The following is a 16251-nucleotide window of genomic DNA, read 5'->3' as shown; positions in this document are numbered from 1 at the left end:
CCCGTGGCCTGGACGTGGCGAGGGTCACTCCGGCCGCTCGTTGTGCAGGAGGGCGCGCAGGCAGGCCAGACAGCGCGAGCGGGTCGGTCCGATACTGCCGCGCGGGAGGCCCAGCCGCGCGGCGAGTTGGCGGTACGTCAGTTCGGGCGACTCGGCCAGCGCGGTCATCAGTTCGGGGCAGCGCCCGGGCAGGACGGCCAGCGCGCGGCGCACCGCGCGCGCCCTGGCGGCGGCGAGCGCCTGGTCCTCGGCGGAGGGCACGGTCCACTCCGTCCGGGTGACGGCGGGGTTCTCCGGGTGGAGTTCGGCGTAGCGGATCACACCCGGGAAACGACGGAGGGGCACCCCTGGGGGTGCCCCTCCGCGAGTGAACGTCAGCCCTGGACCCACTCCTGCTGGGCGGCCAGGTCGGCCTTGAGCTCGGCCAGCTGGACCGCCACCGCCGACGGGGCGGTGCCGCCCCGCCCGCTGCGGGAGGCGATCGCGCCGTGCACGCTGAGCACCGAGCGGACCTCCGGCGTCAGGTGCCCGCTGATCTCCGCGAACTGCTGGTCCGTCAGGTCCGAGAGCTCGATCCCCTGGCCCTCGCAGACCTTGACGCAGGCACCCGCGACCTCGTGCGCCACCCGGAACGGCACGCCCTGCTTCACCAGCCACTCGGCGATGTCGGTGGCGAGCGAGAAGCCGGCCGGGGCCAGCTCCTCCAGCCGCTCCCGGTGCACCGTCAGGGTCGCCATCATGCCGGTGAACGCCGGGAGCAGGACCTCGAGGGTGTCGCAGGAGTCGAAGACCGGCTCCTTGTCCTCCTGGAGGTCCCGGTTGTAGGCCAGCGGCAGCGCCTTGAGGGTGGCCAGCAGGCCGGTCAGGTTGCCGATCAGGCGGCCGGACTTGCCCCGGGCCAGCTCGGCGATGTCCGGGTTCTTCTTCTGCGGCATGATCGAGGAGCCCGTGGAGAAGGCGTCGTGCAGCGTGATGAAGCCGAACTCCTTGGTGTTCCAGATGATCACCTCCTCGGCGATCCGGGAGAGGTTGATCCCGATCATCGCGGTCACGAAGGCGAACTCCGCGACGAAGTCCCGCGAGGCGGTCCCGTCGATCGAGTTGCCCACCGAACCGCCCTCGAAGCCGAGCTCGGCCGCGACCTGCTCCGGGTCCAGCCCGAGCGAGGACCCGGCCAGGGCACCGGAGCCGTACGGCGAGACGGCGGTGCGGGCGTCCCACTGGCGCAGCCGCTCGGCGTCCCGGCCGAGGGCCTGCACGTGCGCGAGGACGTGGTGGGCGAAGAGCACCGGCTGCGCGTGCTGCAGGTGGGTGCGGCCGGGCATCGCGGTGGCGGGGTGCGCCTCGGCCAGGCCGACCAGGGCGTGCTGCAGGTCCAGCAGCAGACCGCCGATGATCTTCGCGTGGTCCCGCAGGTACATCCGGAACAGGGTGGCGATCTGGTCGTTCCGCGACCGGCCGGCCCGCAGCTTGCCGCCGAGGTCCGGGCCGAGGCGCTCCAGCAGGCCCCGTTCCAGCGCGGTGTGCACGTCCTCGTCGGCGACGGTCCCGGTGAAGGTGCCGGCCTGGACGTCGGCGAGCAGCTGGTCGAGGCCGGCCAGCATCCCGCCCAGCTCCTCCTCGGTCAGCAGCCCCGCCTTGTGCAGCACCCTGGCGTGGGCCTTCGACCCGGCGATGTCGTACGGCGCGAGCCGCCAGTCGAAGTGCACCGAGGCGGACAGCTTGGCCAGCGCCTCCGAGGGGCCGTCGGCGAAGCGGGCGCCCCAGAGGCGGACGTCGGCATTCTGGTCGGCGGTCATCGCGTGGGCTCCTTCGGGTGACTGTACGAGGATTGGCATAAGTATGCACTGCATCGCATGAAACACCAAACGGGTGTCGCCTGCGGCGGGCTCGGAGGCCGCAGGAAGGGCGGGGTGGTCACCGCCCGCGGCGGGGTCGGAGGCCGGAGGGAGAGCGGAGCGGCCACCGCCTGCGGCGGGGGCGGGCCGTGGGGAGGGGAGCCCGTGGCGGGGCGGGGGTTCGCTACGGGGTCAGGTCGGCGTGGAGGCCGTGGTGCTGCAGCCGGGCACGGAGGAGCTCCATCTCGGCCAGGGTGCCCGTCGTGCCGCCGCCGGTCAGTTCCTCGGCGAGCCGGCGGGCCTCCCCGAGCGGCGCGCCCGTGAGCTCGCGGAAGGCCTTGAGGACCGGGACGAGGCTCGGCACCGGGCCCAGGCGCAGGTGGGTGGGGCCGTTGGCGGCGAGCAGGGCGGGGCGCCAGCCGGCGGAGGGCGGGTCGCCGGGGCCGGCGTGCTCGCACCGGTAGGCGTCGCAGGCGGTGCAGCGGAACTCGGCGTCCCACCACAGTTCGCCGCGCTCGACGAACTGGTTCACCTGACGCTCCGCCAGGGCGCCGCAGTCGCACGGTGCGGGGATGCGTACCGTCTGGCCGGTCATCGGGGCTCCTCGTGGCAGCGCCCGCCCCGCTGCGGTGGCGGGACGGGCGTGGGGGTCACTGGGCCTTGGCCTGGGCGAGTTGCATGAGGTGGTCGGCGAGGGCCTGGCCGCCGAAGGGGTCGCGGCTGATGAGGAGGACGGTGTCGTCGCCGGCGATGGTGCCGATGATCTCGAAGACCTCGGCCTGGTCGATGGCGGAGGCGAGGAACTGGGCGGCGCCGGGCGGGGTGCGCAGGACGACGAGGTTGCCGGAGGCGGTGGCGGAGACCATGAGCTCGCCGGCCAGGCGGGCCATCCGGCCCTCGGTGGCGGATTCGCCCATGGGGGCGCGGGGGGTGCGGTCGCCGCCCTCGGCGGGGACGGCGTAGATCAGGGCGCCGTCGCGGTTGCGGATCTTCACCGCACCCAGCTCGTCCAGGTCCCGCGAGAGGGTCGCCTGGGTGACCACCAGGCCGTCGTCGGCGAGCAGCTTGGCCAACTGGCTCTGCGAGCGGACGGGCTGACGGGTCAACAGGTCGACGATCCTCCGGTGCCGGGCCGTGCGGGTCTGCGGGACCTGCGGCGTCGGCCCGGCGGCGGACTGGTCGGAGCTGGATGCGGTCATGGCGAAGATTCTCCCGGAGTCCGCTCAGACGTTCGCGTCAGGGGTGACGCTGTTCAGGATCTCCGGCAGGGCGGCCAGGAACGAGGCGGCCTCCGCCTCGGTGAGCACGAGCGGCGGGACGAGCCGCACCGCGTCCGGCACGGCCGCGTTCACCAGGAAGCCCGCGGCCTGGGCGGCGGCCTGGATCTGCGCCGAGACCGGCGAGTTGAGCACGATGCCGAGCAGCAGCCCGGCGCCCCGGACGTGGCTGACCAGCGGGTGGCCGAGCGCCTCGATGCCGGTGCGCAGCTGCTCGCCGACCTTCTGGACGTGCTCCAGCAGGCCCTGCGAGGCGATGGTGTCGAGCACCGCGAGCCCGGCGGCGGCGACCACCGGGTTCCCCCCGAAGGTGGTGCCGTGGTGGCCCGGGTGGAGCAGCTCCGCGGCGTCGCCGAAGGCCAGCACGGCGCCGATCGGCAGCCCGCCGCCGAGGCCCTTGGCCAGGGTGACCACGTCCGGCTCGACGCCCTCGTACGCCTGGTGGGCGAACCAGTGGCCGGTCCGGCCGATGCCGGTCTGCACCTCGTCCAGGACCAGCAGCGTCCCGGTGGCCCGGGTGATCGCCCGAGCCTCCGTCAGGTAGCCCTCGGGCAGCGGGATCGCGCCGTTCTCGCCCTGGATCGGCTCCAGGAAGACGGCGGCGGTCTCCTCCGTCACCGCGGCCCGCAGCGCCTCGATGTCGCCGAACGGCACGTAGGTGACGTCACCCGGCAGCGGCAGGAAGGGGGTCTGCTTGGCGGGCTGGGCGGTGAGCGCCAGGGCACCCATGGTGCGGCCGTGGAAGGCGCCCTGGAGCGAGACCACGTGGGTGCGGCCGGTGAGCCGGCCCATCTTGAAGGCGGCCTCGTTGGCCTCGGCGCCGGAGTTGCAGAAGAAGACCCGGCCGGGGCGGCCGTCCAGCTCGAGCAGCTTCTCCGCCAGCGTGATGGTGGGCTCGGCCATGAAGAGGTTGGAGACGTGGCCGAGGGTGGAGACCTGCCGGGTGACCGCCTCCACGATGGCGGGGTGGGCGGTGCCCAGCGCGTTCACCGCGATGCCGCCGACCAGGTCCAGGTACGCCGTGCCGTCGGCGTCCCAGAAGGTCGAGCCCTCGCCGCGGACCAGCGGGAGCCGGGGGGTGCCGTAGTTGTCCATCAGCGAGTGCTGCCACCGCTGGGTGAGTTGGTCGTTCGTCATGCGAGGCCCCCCAGGACCGTGTCGTCGTCGTCCGGCACCACCATGGTGCCGATGCCCTCGTCGGTGAAGATCTCCAGCAGCAGGCTGTGCTGCACGCGGCCGTCCAGCACGCGCGCGGTGCCGACGCCGGAGCGGACGGCGCGCAGACAGCCCTCCATCTTCGGCAGCATGCCGCTGGCCAGCGTGGGCAGCAGCTTCTCCAGCTCACCGGCCGTCAGCTGGCTGATCACGTCGTCGGAGTCGGGCCAGTTGGCGTACAGGCCCTCGACGTCGGTGAGCACCACCAGCATCTCGGCGCCCAGCGCGACGGCCATCGCGGAGGCGGCGGTGTCGGCGTTGATGTTGTAGACGTGGCCGTCGGTGCCGCGGGCGATCGAGGAGATCACCGGGATCCGGCCGTCGGCGATGAGCGCCTTCACGGCGCCCGCCTCGACGTTGACGATGTCTCCGACCAGGCCGATGTCGACCTGCTCGCCGTCCACCACCGCGTACCGCTTCACGGCGGTCATGGTGTGGGCGTCCTCGCCGGTCATGCCGACCGCGAACGGGCCGTGCTCGTTCAGCAGCCCGACCAGCTCGCGCTGGACCTGGCCGGCCAGCACCATCCGGACCACGTCCATGGTCTCGGGGGTGGTGACCCGCAGGCCCGCGGTGAAGCTGGACTCCAGGCCCAGCTTCTCCAGCTGCGAGCTGATCTGCGGGCCGCCGCCGTGCACCACGACGGGGTGCAGCCCGGCGTAGCGCAGGAAGACCACGTCCTGGGCGAAGGCCGACTTCAGCGAGTCGTCGACCATGGCGTTGCCGCCGAACTTGATGACCACGGTCTTGCCGTGGAAGCGCTCCAGCCAGGGCAGCGCCTCGATCAGGGTCATCGCCTTGGGCAACGCGGTGTTGTTCCGGGCCTGTTCGCCCTTGGGTGCGATCTTCACGGTGTGGGTGTCCCCCGGCTCAGGTGGAGTAGGCGCTGTTCTCGTGGACGTAGTCCGCGGTGAGGTCGTTGGTCCACACGCTGGCCTTGGCCTCCCCGGCCCGCAGGTCGGCGGTGATGACGATCTCACGGCCCGTCATGTCGACCAGGTCGCGGTCCTCCCCCACGCCACCGTCCTTGCAGACCCAGACGCCGTTGATCGCGACGTTCAGCTGGTTCGGGTCGAAGGCGGCCGCGGTGGTGCCGATCGCGGCCAGCACCCGGCCCCAGTTCGGGTCCTCGCCGTGCAGGGCGCACTTGAGCAGGTTGTTCCGGGAGATGGTGCGGGCCACCTCGACGGCCTCGGCCTCGGTGGCCGCGTTCACCACGTCGATCCGGATGTCCTTGGAGGCGCCCTCGGCGTCGCCGATCAGCTGGCGGGCCAGGTCGGCGCTGACGGTGGCCACCGCGGCGGCGAACTCCGCCGCGTCCGGGGTGACGCCGGACGCGCCCGAGGCGAGCAGCAGCACGGTGTCGTTGGTCGACATGCAGCCGTCGGAGTCGATCCGGTCGAAGGTGACGTTCGTCGCCGAGCGGAGCGCGGCGTCCAGGCCGGGGGCGTCCACCACCGCGTCGGTGGTGATGACGACCAGCATGGTGGCCAGGCTCGGGGCGAGCATGCCCGCGCCCTTGGCCATCCCGCCGACCGTCCAGCCGCCCTGGCTGACCTGGGCGGTCTTGTGCACGGTGTCGGTGGTCTTGATGGCGATCGCGGCGGCCTCGCCGCCGTCCTCGCTGAGCGCCTTGGCGGCCTGCTCGACGCCGGGCAGCAGGATGTCCATCGGCAGCCGGACGCCGATCAGGCCGGTGGAGGCGACCGCCACCTCGCCCGCGTTCAGCCCCAGCTCGGCCGCGACCTTCTCGGCGGTGGCGTGGGTGTCCTGGAAGCCGGCCGGGCCGGTGCAGGCGTTGGCGCCGCCGGAGTTGAGCACGACGGCGGAGATCTGACCGCCCTTCACCACCTGCTCGCTCCAGAGCACGGGGGCGGCCTTGACCCGGTTCGAGGTGAAGACGCCGGCCGCGGCCAGCTGCGGGCCGTCGTTGACCACCAGCGCGAGGTCCGGGGTGCCGCTGGCCTTGATGCCGGCGGTGACGCCGGCGGCGCGGAAGCCCTTGGCCGCCGTGACGCCGAGGTTCTGACTGGTGGTCACGGTGCGACTCCGATCAAGGGGAGGCCGAGCTCCTCGGGGAGGCCGAGGGCGATGTTCATGCTCTGCACCGCGCCGCCGGCGGTGCCCTTCACCAGGTTGTCGATCGCGCTGATCGCGACGATCCGCCCGGCGTGCTCGTCCAGGGCGACCTGGACCAGCGCGGCGTTGGAGCCGTAGACCGAACTGGTCTGCGGCCACTGCCCCTCGGGCAGCAGGCGGACGAAGGGCTCGCCCGCGAAGGCCTCGGCGTACGCGCGGCGCAGGCCCTCGGCGGTGGTGCCGGGCTTCGCCTTGGCGCTGCAGGTGGCCAGGATGCCGCGCGGCATCGGGGCCAGGGTGGGGGTGAAGGAGACGGTGACGTCCTCCCCCGCGACGGGGCCGAGGTTCTGCGCCATCTCTGGGGTGTGCCGGTGGCCGCCGCCGACGCCGTACGGGCTCATCGAGCCCATCACCTCACTGCCCAGCAGGTGCGGCTTGGCCGCCTTGCCGGCGCCGGAGGTGCCCGAGGCGGCGGTGATCACCGCCTCCGGCTCGGCGAGGCGGGCGGCGTAGGCCGGGAACAGCGCCAGGGACACGGCGGTCGGGTAGCAGCCCGGCACGGCGATCCGCTTGGTGCCCTTCAACGCGGCCCGGTGGCCGGGGAGTTCGGGCAGACCGTAGGGCCAGGTGCCGGCGTGCGGGGAGCCGTAGAACTTCTCCCAGACCGCGGCGTCCTTGAGCCGGAAGTCGGCCCCGCAGTCCACCACCAGCACGTCCTCGCCGAGCGCCTCGGCGACGGCGGCGGACTGGCCGTGCGGCAGCCCGAGGAAGACCACGTCGTGCCCGGCCAGCGTCTCGGGGGTGGTCGGCTCCAGCACCCGGTCGGCCAGTGGCAGCAGGTGCGGCTGCAGCTCACCGAACCGCGCCCCGGCGTTGGACCCGCCGGTCAGTGCGCCGATCTCGACCTCGGGGTGGCCGAGCAGCAGGCGCAGCGCCTCGCCGCCCGCATATCCGCTCGCTCCGGCGACGGCCACACGCAATGCCATGACGATTCCTCTCTAGGACTAGGCATGAATATACGCAGCACGGAACATTCATGCAAGAAGGTCGAGCCGGCAGTCCCGGACGGCGAAGCCGTCGCCGAGCTGCCGGCGCAGCTCCGCCAGGGCCGCGGTGGCCCGGGGATGGAAGGCGGCCCACTGCTCCTCGCTCCAGAGCGACGGGCCACCGGGGTCGTTCCAGTCCAGCGAGGACTGGTAGAGCTCGGACAGCTCCGACAGCTCCGCCCGCAGCCCGTCCTCCACCGGGAGCTCCTCGGGCTCGACCGGGCCGTCGAGGGCCTCCGGCGTGCCGGACTCGGGCCAGAGCGGGGTGGAGACGCCGTACTCGAAGAAGAAGCGCAGCAACTTAGGCATACCTAAGTTTTCCACGGCCGGAGGGGTGCGCAGAACACACCGGGCCCCGACAGGGCGTCATGCCTGTCGGGGCCCGGGCTCCGTACGGGGTGCGGCGGCTGACGGTCAGTCGGTGCCGGACTCCATGGCCGCGCGGTCGAGGGCCGCCTCCTCGGCGGTGGGCTCGACGGTGGAGGCGATGGCCTTGGCTCCGCCCTGGTCCATCGCGCCGATCAGGCCGGTCGAGGCCGCCTGGGCGGCGCCGATCGAGCTCTGGCCGCCGGGGCCCTCGCCGACCAGGCCGAGGGCGGCGTACTGCTCCAGGCGGGAGCGGGAGTCGGCGATGTCGAGGTTGCGCATGGTCAGCTGGCCGATCCGGTCGACCGGGCCGAAGGCGGCGTCCTCGGTGCGCTCCATGGAGAGCTTGTCCGGGTGGTAGCTGAGGGCCGGGCCCTTGGTGTCGAGGATCGAGTAGTCCTCGCCGCGGCGCAGCCGCAGGGTGACCTCGCCGGTGATCGCGGCGCCGACCCAGCGCTGCAGCGACTCACGGACCATCAGGGCCTGCGGGTCCAGCCAGCGGCCCTCGTAGAGCAGCCGGCCGAGGCGGCGGCCCTCGTTGTGGTACGCGGCGATGGTGTCCTCGTTGTGGATCGCGTTCACCAGGCGCTCGTAGACGATGTGCAGCAGGGCGAGGCCGGGGGCCTCGTAGATGCCGCGGCTCTTCGCCTCGATGATCCGGTTCTCGATCTGGTCGGACATGCCGAGCCCGTGGCGGCCGCCGATCGCGTTGGCCTCCATGACCAGGTCGACCGGGGTGGCGAAGGTCTTGCCGTTGATGGAGACCGGCCGGCCCTGCTCGAAGGCGACGGTGACGTCCTCGGTGGCGATCTCCACCGACGGGTCCCAGAACCGGACGCCCATGATCGGGTCGACGGTCTCGATGCCGGTGTCGAGGTGCTCGAGGGTCTTGGCCTCGTGGGTGGCACCCCAGATGTTGGCGTCGGTGGAGTAGGCCTTCTCGGTGGAGTCCCGGTAGGGCAGGCCGTGGGCGACCAGCCACTCGGACATCTCCTTGCGGCCGCCCAGCTCGGTCACGAAGTCCGCGTCCAGCCAGGGCTTGTAGATCCGCAGGTGCGGGTTGGCCAGCAGGCCGTAGCGGTAGAACCGCTCGATGTCGTTGCCCTTGTAGGTGGAGCCGTCGCCCCAGATCTGCACGCCGTCCTCGAGCATCGCCCGGACCAGCAGGGTGCCCGTCACGGCCCGGCCCAGCGGGGTGGTGTTGAAGTACGCCCGGCCGCCGGAGCGGATGTGGAACGCACCGCAGGCCAGCGCCGCCAGCCCCTCCTCGACCAGGGCCGCCTTGCAGTCCACCAGGCGTGCGATCTCCGCCCCGTAGGCGTTGGCACGGCCGGGCACCGAGGCGATGTCGGGCTCGTCGTACTGGCCGATGTCGGCCGTGTACGTGCAGGGGACGGCGCCCTTGTCACGCATCCAGGCGACGGCCACCGAGGTGTCGAGGCCGCCGGAGAAGGCGATACCGACGCGCTCGCCGGTGGGGAGGGAGGTGAGGACCTTGGACATGGGAAGAGTATGCATCATCATGCATGGCCATGCAACGCGGTTCCGCCGCCCTCGCAGAACCGTCCCCGCGCCGCCATCCTGCCAGTCGGCCTGACGCCCCGACAGTCACGAATTGCCGGTGCGCCCCGACCGCCGCGCGGCGTACCGTGCGCCGGTGAACCCACGGACCCCCGGCCGCCCGCTCGACGTCGAGGCCCTCTTCCCCGAGGTGGTGCCCTACCGCCGCCGCACCGTTCGGCTCCACCCCAGGGCCGGCTCGCCCCGCCGCCGGGACAGCTCGGTGGGCGGGCCGCTGCTCTGGCCGGCCGAGGAGCCGTGGCCCACCTGCCCCGAGCACCCCGGCTCGCCGATGGTGGCGGTGGTCCAGCTCCGGCTCGCCGACCTGCCGGAGGAGGTCGTGCCGTTCCCGGACGGGTGCGACCTGCTCCAGGTGCTCTGGTGCCCGCGCGACCACGACGGCTGCTGGGTCGAGCCGCTGGTGGTCTGGCGCCGGGCCCCGGCTGAGGGCGCACGGGTGCGCACCGCTCCGCCGCCGCCCGCCGGGGCGGTGCGGCGGCACCTGCCCCGGCCGTGCACCGTGCACCCGGAGGCCGTGACGGAGTACCCCAGCTGGGACCTGCCGCAGGAGCTGTGGGACGCCCTGGAGGAGCGGTTCGACCGGCTGGAGGAGGAGCGCGGCTGGGCCTACCAGTACCACCTCTCCACCGCACCGGGCATCAAGCTGGGCGGCTACCCGGGCTGGAGCCAGGATCCCGACGTTCCGCGCTGCCCGGCCTGCCGACGGCCGATGGAGCACCTGCTGACCGTCGAGAGCACCGAGGGCGACGCCCTGTCGTCCACGGCCTGGACGCCCGCCGACCAGGATCCGCGGACGGAGGGCCCCGGCCTGACGCTGGGCGACCTGGGCGGGGTCTACCTGTTCGAGTGCCGCCGCTGCCCCGGCCGGCCGTTCGCCCAGCGCTTCGACTGCGCCTGACGGGAGGTCAACTCCCCTCCCGGGGTGGGGAAATCCCCAGTCCGGAGTGGCCTGGTGGCCGCATGGGGCGGGCGGGGCGTTCGGAGAAGACTTCGGGGCATGACAACGCATCGAATCGCCGCCCTCGCCGCCGCGACCGCCGTGGCCGCCTCGCTCCTCGGACTCGCCGTCCCCCGGGCCGACGCGGCCCCGCAGCGCCCGAGCTGGACCAGCTGCCCCGGCAAGGACCTCGACCCCCGCCAGCGGTGCGCCACCGTCGAGGTGCCGCTGGACCACGCCGATCCCGGCGGGCAGCGGATCACCCTGGCCGTCTCGCGGATCCCGGCCGAGCGGCCGGAGCGGCGCCGCGGCGTGCTGCTGATGGTGCCCGGCGGCCCGGGCGGCGGGGCGGTCGACTGGCCGACCAAGGCCGCGAAGCAACTGCCGCCCGAGGTGCGGGAGATGTACGACCTGGTCGGCTTCGACCCGCGCGGGGTCGGCCGGAGCACGCCGGTGGACTGCGGGCTGGCGCACGAGGACCTGTCGATGACGAAGCTGCGCCCCTGGCCGGCCGCCGACGGCTCGACCACCGCCAACGCCGACACCGCCCGGCGGGTCGCGGAGACCTGCCTGCGCAACGGCGGCCCGGTGCTGCGCACCCTCTCCACCGCCAACGAGGCCCGGGACATCGACCGGATCCGGGAGGCCCTCGGGGAGCACAGGCTCTCGCTCTGGGGCATCTCCTACGGCACCTACGCCGGGGCGGTGTACACCACGATGTTCCCGAACCGCACCGACCGGGTGGTGCTGGACAGCAACGACGACCCGGACCCGGCGAAGGTCGGCCGGGGCTGGCTGGCCGCGTTCGGGCCGGGCACCGAGGACCGGTTCCCGGACTTCGCCCGCTGGGCCGCCGCGCCGGACAACCCGCTGCGGCTGGCCGAGCGCCCCGAGCAGGTCCGGCCGCTCTTCCTGGAGCTGGCCGCCCGGCTGGACCGCGAGCCGCTGCCCTGGCCGGGCGCCAACCCGGAGGCCCTGGACGGGAACGCGCTCCGCGAGGCGCTGCTCAACACCCTCTACGACGACGAGCGCTTCCCCTCCCTGGCGCAGCTGATGCGGGCCGGGCTGGAGCGCCGCACCCCGCCCGCGCCGCAGCTGCCGCCGGACAGGGCGCTGCAGAACACCGTGGCGGTCTCGGTCGGCGTGCTCTGCAACGACGTGGCCTGGCCGCGCGACCCGGCCGCGATCGCCGGGGACGTCGCGGAGTCCCGCGCGAAGCACCCGCTCACGGCAGGCATGCCGGTGAACGTGATGCCCTGCGCGTTCTGGCCCGCCCCCGCCGAGCCGCCCGTCCGCATCACCCCGGACGGCCCGCCCAACGTCCTGCTGGCGCAGAACCTGCGCGACCCCGCCACCCCGTACGCGGGCGCCCTGAAGCTCCGTCAGGCCTTCGGCCACCGGGCCCGGATGGTCGCGGTCGACTCCGGCGGCCACGACGTCTACGCCGCCAACGGCAACGCCTGCGGCGACCGGCTGGTGACCGCCTTCCTCACCACCGGCCGCCGCCCGGCGGGCGACGTGCTCTGCCCCTCCGAGGAGACGCCGGCCCGCGGCTGACCCCTGCGGGCGGCACCCGGCACCTCGCACCCGGCACCTCGCACCGCACGGCCCGGTGGAACGATTCGTCATCGAACAGCACCGGCGCACCAAGGGGCGCACCGTGGCGGCTCCCCCGGACGGCGGTATCGCACGTGCGCTCGGCTCACTACCATGCGTAGTCAGCAGATCGCAGCCCGCTGCCGAGGGAGCCGCCATGCCCCAGTCCCCTTCCCCCTCCACCCCCGCCGCCAGAGCCGGAGTCGGTACCGGAGCCGGAGCCGAGGCCGCGCCGGCGGCCCGGGCCGTCTGGTCCGACTTCTGCGCCGTGGCACCCAGCCCGGAGCTCCGCGACCGGCTCCAGCAGGAGCTGGCCCGGCTGCGCTCCGGCCCGGACGAACTGGCCGGCCAGTTCACCGTGGGGCGCACGCCGCACCGGCTCGGCTTCGACGACGGCGCCATCTTCCCGCCCGAGGAGTTCCCGCTCGGCACCCCGTACACCACGATCAAGCAGGCGGCGGCCGAGCGGGCCCCGCTGCGCGGCGCGGTACGGGTCGTGGTCGTCCTGGCGGACTTCTCCGACAAGCACATGACGGCCGATCAGGCGCACTTCGAGAAGCTGTTCTTCTCGCTCGGCGAGCTGCCGCACGGCTCCGTCCGGGAGTACTACCGCGAGGTGACGCACGGTCTGGTCGACATCGTCGGCGAGGTGGTCGGCCCGCTCCGGCTGCCGCAGACGCTGGCCTGGTACGCCAACGGGAACTTCGGCATCGGCCGGCCCACCGGGGAGCCCCGCGCCCACCTGATGGCCCGTGACGCGCTGCTGGCCGCCGACCCGACGGTGGACTTCACCCCGTACGACAACGACGGCAACGGCTTCGTGGACGCCTTCATCGTGGTGCACGCCGGCTCCGGCGGGGAGGCCACCGGCGCCCCTGGCGACATCTGGTCCCACAAGTGGACCCTGCCCGACGTGCAGAACGTGGACGGCACCAAGGTGTTCGCCTACCTCACCATCCCCGAGGACGCCAAGATCGGCGTCTGCGCGCACGAGCTGGGCCACCTGCTGTTCGGTTTCCCCGACCTCTACGACACCGACGGCACCTCCGAGGGCGTGGGCAACTGGTGCCTGATGGGCGGCGGTTCCTGGGGCGGCGGGGGCGACGTGCCGACCCACCCGTCCGCCTGGTGCAAGGTCAACCAAGGCTGGGCCAGCGCCACCGTGGTCACCTCCGGCGGCCCGGTCACCTTCGAGGACGTCAAGTCCAGCCACACCGTCCACCGGCTCTGGAAGGACGGCGCCGGGGGCAACGAGTACTTCCTGGTGGAGAACCGCCAGCAGAGCGGCTACGACGTCTCGCTGCCCGGCGCCGGCCTGCTGATCTGGCACGTGGACGAGAGCAAGCCGGGCAACACCGACGAGAACCACTACAAGGTCGGCCTCGTCCAGGCCGACGACCGCCGCGACCTGGAGCTGGCCCGCAACCGCGGCGACGGCGGCGACCCGTACCCGGGCAGCGCGGGGCGGACGGAGTTCAGCTCCGGCAGCACGCCGAGCTCCAAGTCCTACGCGGGCGCCGACACCTGCGTCTCCGTCACCGGCATCCCCGCCCCGGCGGTCAGCATGACCGCCACCGTCTCCGTCTCCTGCGGCAAGCCGCTGGTCAAGGAGCTCAAGGACGGCGGCAAGGAGCTCAAGGACGCCCGCAAGGAGCTGAAGGACGGGCTCAAGGACCTCAAGGAGCCGTTCAAGGAGCGCAAGGACGCCCGGAAGGAGGTCAAGGAGCCCTTCAAGGAGCGCAAGGACATCAAGGACCGGGTCGAGAACAAGCGGCCCGAGCGGCCCAAGCTCCCCTTCGAGCGCAGCAGCGGGGACACCGACCCGCTGACCGAGGCGGTGCTCGACCTCCAGGCCCGGCTGGCCGCCGTGGAGCAGGCCCTGACGGGCGGTCAGGGCGGCGAGGACGAGCAGTACGGCCAGTACGGCCAGGGTGGCCAGGACGGCGGTCAGGACGCGGGCGGCGGCGAGCCGTTCATCGGGTCCTCGCTCCGCCCCGACCTGCAGGGCGGCCCGGTCTACGACCCGGAGACCGAGGGTCTCCGGCAGGCCATGGCCGGCGGTGACCCGGCCGCCAAGCGGGCCTTCGACAACCTGCCTCCGCAGTGACCCCGGCCCCCGCGGCGCCCCGCACGGTCCTCGTGCTGGCCGACCGGACCGACCTGGGTGCGGCCTCGGTGGCCCGCGCCCTGGCCGGCCGGCCCGGCTGCGGACGGGTGCTGCTGCTCGGGCCCGGAGAGCTGCTCCGGGCCCGGTGGTCGCACCGGGTGGACGCCGCCGGGGCCGCCCGCACCGTGCTCACCCTGCCCGACGGCGAGCGGCTCGCCGACGACGGGGTGGGCGCGGTGCTGCACCGCCTGACGCACCTTCCGCTGACCCGGGCGGCCGGCGTCTCGGCCAAGGACCACGACTACGCCCGGGCCGAGCGGTACGCGCTGCTCGCCAGCTGGCTGCTCGGCCTCGGGCCCCGGGTGCTCGGCCCGCACCACTCCTGCGGCACCTCCCCGGGCGCGCTCTCCCCCGCCACCGCCCTCGCGCTGGCCGGGCACCTCGGCCTGCCGGTGGCCCGCACCGGCCGGGCCACCCGGGGCGGCCTGCTCGCCGCCGGGCCCGGCGAGCGGCTGGTCCGCGAACTGGACTGGCCCGGCGGCCCCGGCGCCCCCGTCCCGGCCGAGCTCCACCCCGCCCGGGCCACCGGGCCCGGTCTCCTCCTCTGCGGCCCCCGCCTCCTCGGCCCCGCCGCCGCCCGCTACGGCCCCCGCGCCAGACTCCTCGCCGACCGCCTCGGCACCACCCTCCTGGAACTCCGCTTCACCCCCACCGGCCACCTCACCGAGGTCGACCTCCACCCACCCCTGACCGCCGGGTCCCACCGCACCGCCGTCGCCGACTGGCTCCACGACACCGCCACCGCCTGCGACGGGCCGACGACAGACAGGAGGACGCCGTGGACGTCGGGCCGGCGGCTCGTGGTCCGTTCGGACCGGACCCGACAGGGCTGCGCGCGGAGCGGGCCGGCGCGACCGGCCTGCGAACCACCATCCGCCGACACCGGTGCCAGGACACGACGCCGTCGCCGTCCAACCGCAGGTGCAGGCGCAGGCGCACGAAAGCCGACCGTCGCCCCCTGACCCTGCCCCAGCCCCGCCCGGCGCAGCCGGCCTGCTGGGCCGGCCCCGGGAGGTGGCGGGATGATCCTTCTACGGATGCCTCGAACGATCCGCCGCTGACCACGGGCGTCGAGGCGCCCACGGGCGGCCGGGTACGAGCACCTGGTGATCGATCAGGCCCGGCTGGCATCCAGGTACGACTTGGTCTGCGGGACGGCACTGGCCGGGTGGTGCCGTGGACGGGCGGCGGGATGCCGTGGCCGAGGTCTCGGCCGTCTACGCCCGCCCGTTGGAGCTGCCGGCCGCCCCGGGGGACGAACCTTGCGGCGCGGGCCGGGCGGCGGCCTCCACCGCTGCACCGACTGGCTGGACGTTTGGCCGAGCACTTGGTGGTGAGATACCGTCCGCTCGCGATGGAGTGTCGGACGTGGTCCGAAGCCCAGTTACCTGCCCATGCTGATCGCCGCGCCGGTCTTCCCGGTGCCGGAGACGCTAGGGGTGACGGGTGACGACCGGAGGAGGTGCGGGATCGTTCGCGCCGAGGAACTTGGCCGGGGTGGTCTAGCAAGTCGGGTCAGCGCATTACCGCACTAGATCTCATGCGAGGAGCTGACCACATACATGCCACACCGGCCCTACACCCCGTACTAAGCCTGCACAGTGAGCGGTTCAGATGCCGAACCACAGTTACAGGGACACGGGGCCGGGTCAACGGCACCCGTCACAGAGGTGGCGCCAACGTGGTCGAGCGGCGAGGAGGTAAAAGTATGTAATACCAGCCGCCGAGGCTCGGAAAGAGCTAACCCGCGCAAGCGATCGAATATCACGCGTACGCCAAAAAAGGACGTGGCAAGCGGGGGACGAAGAGCTGACACGGAAAGTACGAGCGACGCAACAGGCGAGAGTAGTTGACACGGAGCGGTCGTGGAAACGAGTTCGCCAAACGACGGAGTCGAGCGCTGGCCGGGATCGACGGCGGCGGCGGCCGGACGGTGCTTGGGTGTGCTTCCGGAGGATGAATCCGATGCGAAGCCTAACAGCTAATATGAATCGCACAACGGCGACGATCGCCCACCGCCCTGGCCGCGCTCGCTGGCCGCGAGGCTGCCCACACCACCTTCGGTGGCATGTGCAGTAGATAGACCCCACAGAATTGGCGTTACGCGATCGATGGAGAACCTGGCCGCGCTGCGCGGCCCGCTCTTACA

General features: G+C 73.2%; 14 protein-coding genes. 4 read left to right on the top strand and 10 right to left on the bottom strand.

Annotated elements, in window-relative coordinates; translation table 11 throughout:
* Positions 1-24: 24 nt before the first annotated feature.
* The 10 genes from ABD946_RS13995 to argG form a co-directional block, all read right to left on the bottom strand.
* Complete coding sequence (locus ABD946_RS13995) at positions 25-345, bottom strand: RNA polymerase sigma factor (RefSeq protein ID WP_345283418.1); 321 nt, start codon at positions 343-345, stop codon at positions 25-27.
* A 29-nt stretch (positions 346-374) separates the two neighbouring features.
* Complete coding sequence (gene argH, locus ABD946_RS13990; RefSeq protein WP_345283416.1) at positions 375-1799, bottom strand: argininosuccinate lyase; 1425 nt, start codon at positions 1797-1799, stop codon at positions 375-377.
* 223 nt (positions 1800-2022) lie between these two features.
* Positions 2023-2433, bottom strand: coding sequence for a hypothetical protein (locus tag ABD946_RS13985; RefSeq protein ID WP_345283415.1), 411 nt, complete (start codon positions 2431-2433; stop codon positions 2023-2025).
* A 55-nt stretch (positions 2434-2488) separates the two neighbouring features.
* The gene (locus tag ABD946_RS13980; RefSeq protein WP_345283413.1) at positions 2489-3037 is read right to left on the bottom strand and encodes an arginine repressor; all 549 of its coding nucleotides are present in this window, start codon (positions 3035-3037) and stop codon (positions 2489-2491) included.
* Between the two features lie 24 nt (positions 3038-3061).
* Positions 3062-4252, bottom strand: a complete 1191-nt coding sequence (locus tag ABD946_RS13975; RefSeq protein WP_345283412.1) for an acetylornithine transaminase — start codon at positions 4250-4252, stop codon at positions 3062-3064.
* Positions 4249-5124 (bottom strand): acetylglutamate kinase, encoded by an 876-nt coding sequence (gene argB, locus ABD946_RS13970; protein WP_345283449.1) that lies wholly within the window; start codon positions 5122-5124, stop codon positions 4249-4251. The genes ABD946_RS13975 and argB overlap by 4 nt, the downstream gene beginning before the upstream one ends.
* Positions 5125-5200: 76 nt before the next feature.
* Positions 5201-6370 (bottom strand): bifunctional glutamate N-acetyltransferase/amino-acid acetyltransferase ArgJ, encoded by a 1170-nt coding sequence (gene argJ / locus ABD946_RS13965; RefSeq protein WP_345283411.1) that lies wholly within the window; start codon positions 6368-6370, stop codon positions 5201-5203.
* Entirely contained in the window at positions 6367-7395 is a 1029-nt protein-coding gene (argC, locus tag ABD946_RS13960; protein ID WP_345283409.1) for an N-acetyl-gamma-glutamyl-phosphate reductase, read from the bottom strand. Before argC ends, argJ begins: the two co-directional genes overlap by 4 nt.
* A 48-nt stretch (positions 7396-7443) precedes the next feature.
* Entirely contained in the window at positions 7444-7764 is a 321-nt protein-coding gene (locus ABD946_RS13955) for a hypothetical protein (RefSeq protein WP_345283408.1), read from the bottom strand.
* Between the two features lie 105 nt (positions 7765-7869).
* Positions 7870-9324 carry an argininosuccinate synthase gene (gene argG / locus ABD946_RS13950; protein WP_345283406.1) on the bottom strand — a complete coding sequence of 485 codons (1455 nt, stop codon included), beginning with the start codon at positions 9322-9324 and terminating at the stop codon, positions 7870-7872.
* A gap of 154 nt (positions 9325-9478) precedes the next feature.
* Between argG and ABD946_RS13945 the strand changes: the two genes are divergently transcribed.
* From ABD946_RS13945 to ABD946_RS13930, 4 genes are all read left to right on the top strand, one after another.
* Positions 9479-10300, top strand: coding sequence for a DUF1963 domain-containing protein (locus ABD946_RS13945; protein WP_345283405.1), 822 nt, complete (start codon positions 9479-9481; stop codon positions 10298-10300).
* Positions 10301-10399: 99 nt separating this feature from the next.
* Entirely contained in the window at positions 10400-11896 is a 1497-nt protein-coding gene (locus ABD946_RS13940; protein WP_345283403.1) for an alpha/beta hydrolase, read from the top strand.
* Positions 11897-12092: 196 nt separating this feature from the next.
* The gene (locus ABD946_RS13935) at positions 12093-14042 is read left to right on the top strand and encodes a M6 family metalloprotease domain-containing protein (RefSeq protein WP_345283402.1); all 1950 of its coding nucleotides are present in this window, start codon (positions 12093-12095) and stop codon (positions 14040-14042) included.
* Entirely contained in the window at positions 14039-15064 is a 1026-nt protein-coding gene (locus tag ABD946_RS13930) for a hypothetical protein (RefSeq protein ID WP_345283400.1), read from the top strand. Before ABD946_RS13935 ends, ABD946_RS13930 begins: the two co-directional genes overlap by 4 nt.
* Positions 15065-16251 lie beyond the last annotated feature (1187 nt).

This window comes from Kitasatospora albolonga (genome assembly GCF_039535905.1).
Lineage (GTDB): Bacteria > Actinomycetota > Actinomycetes > Streptomycetales > Streptomycetaceae > Kitasatospora > Kitasatospora albolonga.
The sequence above is the reverse complement of the archived record's forward strand: the minus strand, read 5'-3'. Positions and strand labels throughout refer to the sequence as shown.

Excerpts from the sequence above, each read along its gene's own strand:
- argH (WP_345283416.1), bottom strand. The coding sequence starts at position 1,799 with ATGACCGCCGACCAGAATGCCGACGTCCGCCTCTGGGGCGCCCGCTTC.
- ABD946_RS13985 (WP_345283415.1), bottom strand. The coding sequence starts at position 2,433 with ATGACCGGCCAGACGGTACGCATCCCCGCACCGTGCGACTGCGGCGCC.
- ABD946_RS13980 (WP_345283413.1), bottom strand. The coding sequence starts at position 3,037 with ATGACCGCATCCAGCTCCGACCAGTCCGCCGCCGGGCCGACGCCGCAG.
- ABD946_RS13975 (WP_345283412.1), bottom strand. The coding sequence starts at position 4,252 with ATGACGAACGACCAACTCACCCAGCGGTGGCAGCACTCGCTGATGGAC.
- argB (WP_345283449.1), bottom strand. The coding sequence starts at position 5,124 with ATGACCCTGATCGAGGCGCTGCCCTGGCTGGAGCGCTTCCACGGCAAG.
- argC (WP_345283409.1), bottom strand. The coding sequence starts at position 7,395 with ATGGCATTGCGTGTGGCCGTCGCCGGAGCGAGCGGATATGCGGGCGGC.
- ABD946_RS13955 (WP_345283408.1), bottom strand. The coding sequence starts at position 7,764 with ATGCCTAAGTTGCTGCGCTTCTTCTTCGAGTACGGCGTCTCCACCCCG.
- argG (WP_345283406.1), bottom strand. The coding sequence starts at position 9,324 with ATGTCCAAGGTCCTCACCTCCCTCCCCACCGGCGAGCGCGTCGGTATC.
- ABD946_RS13940 (WP_345283403.1), top strand. The coding sequence starts at position 10,400 with ATGACAACGCATCGAATCGCCGCCCTCGCCGCCGCGACCGCCGTGGCC.
- ABD946_RS13935 (WP_345283402.1), top strand. The coding sequence starts at position 12,093 with ATGCCCCAGTCCCCTTCCCCCTCCACCCCCGCCGCCAGAGCCGGAGTC.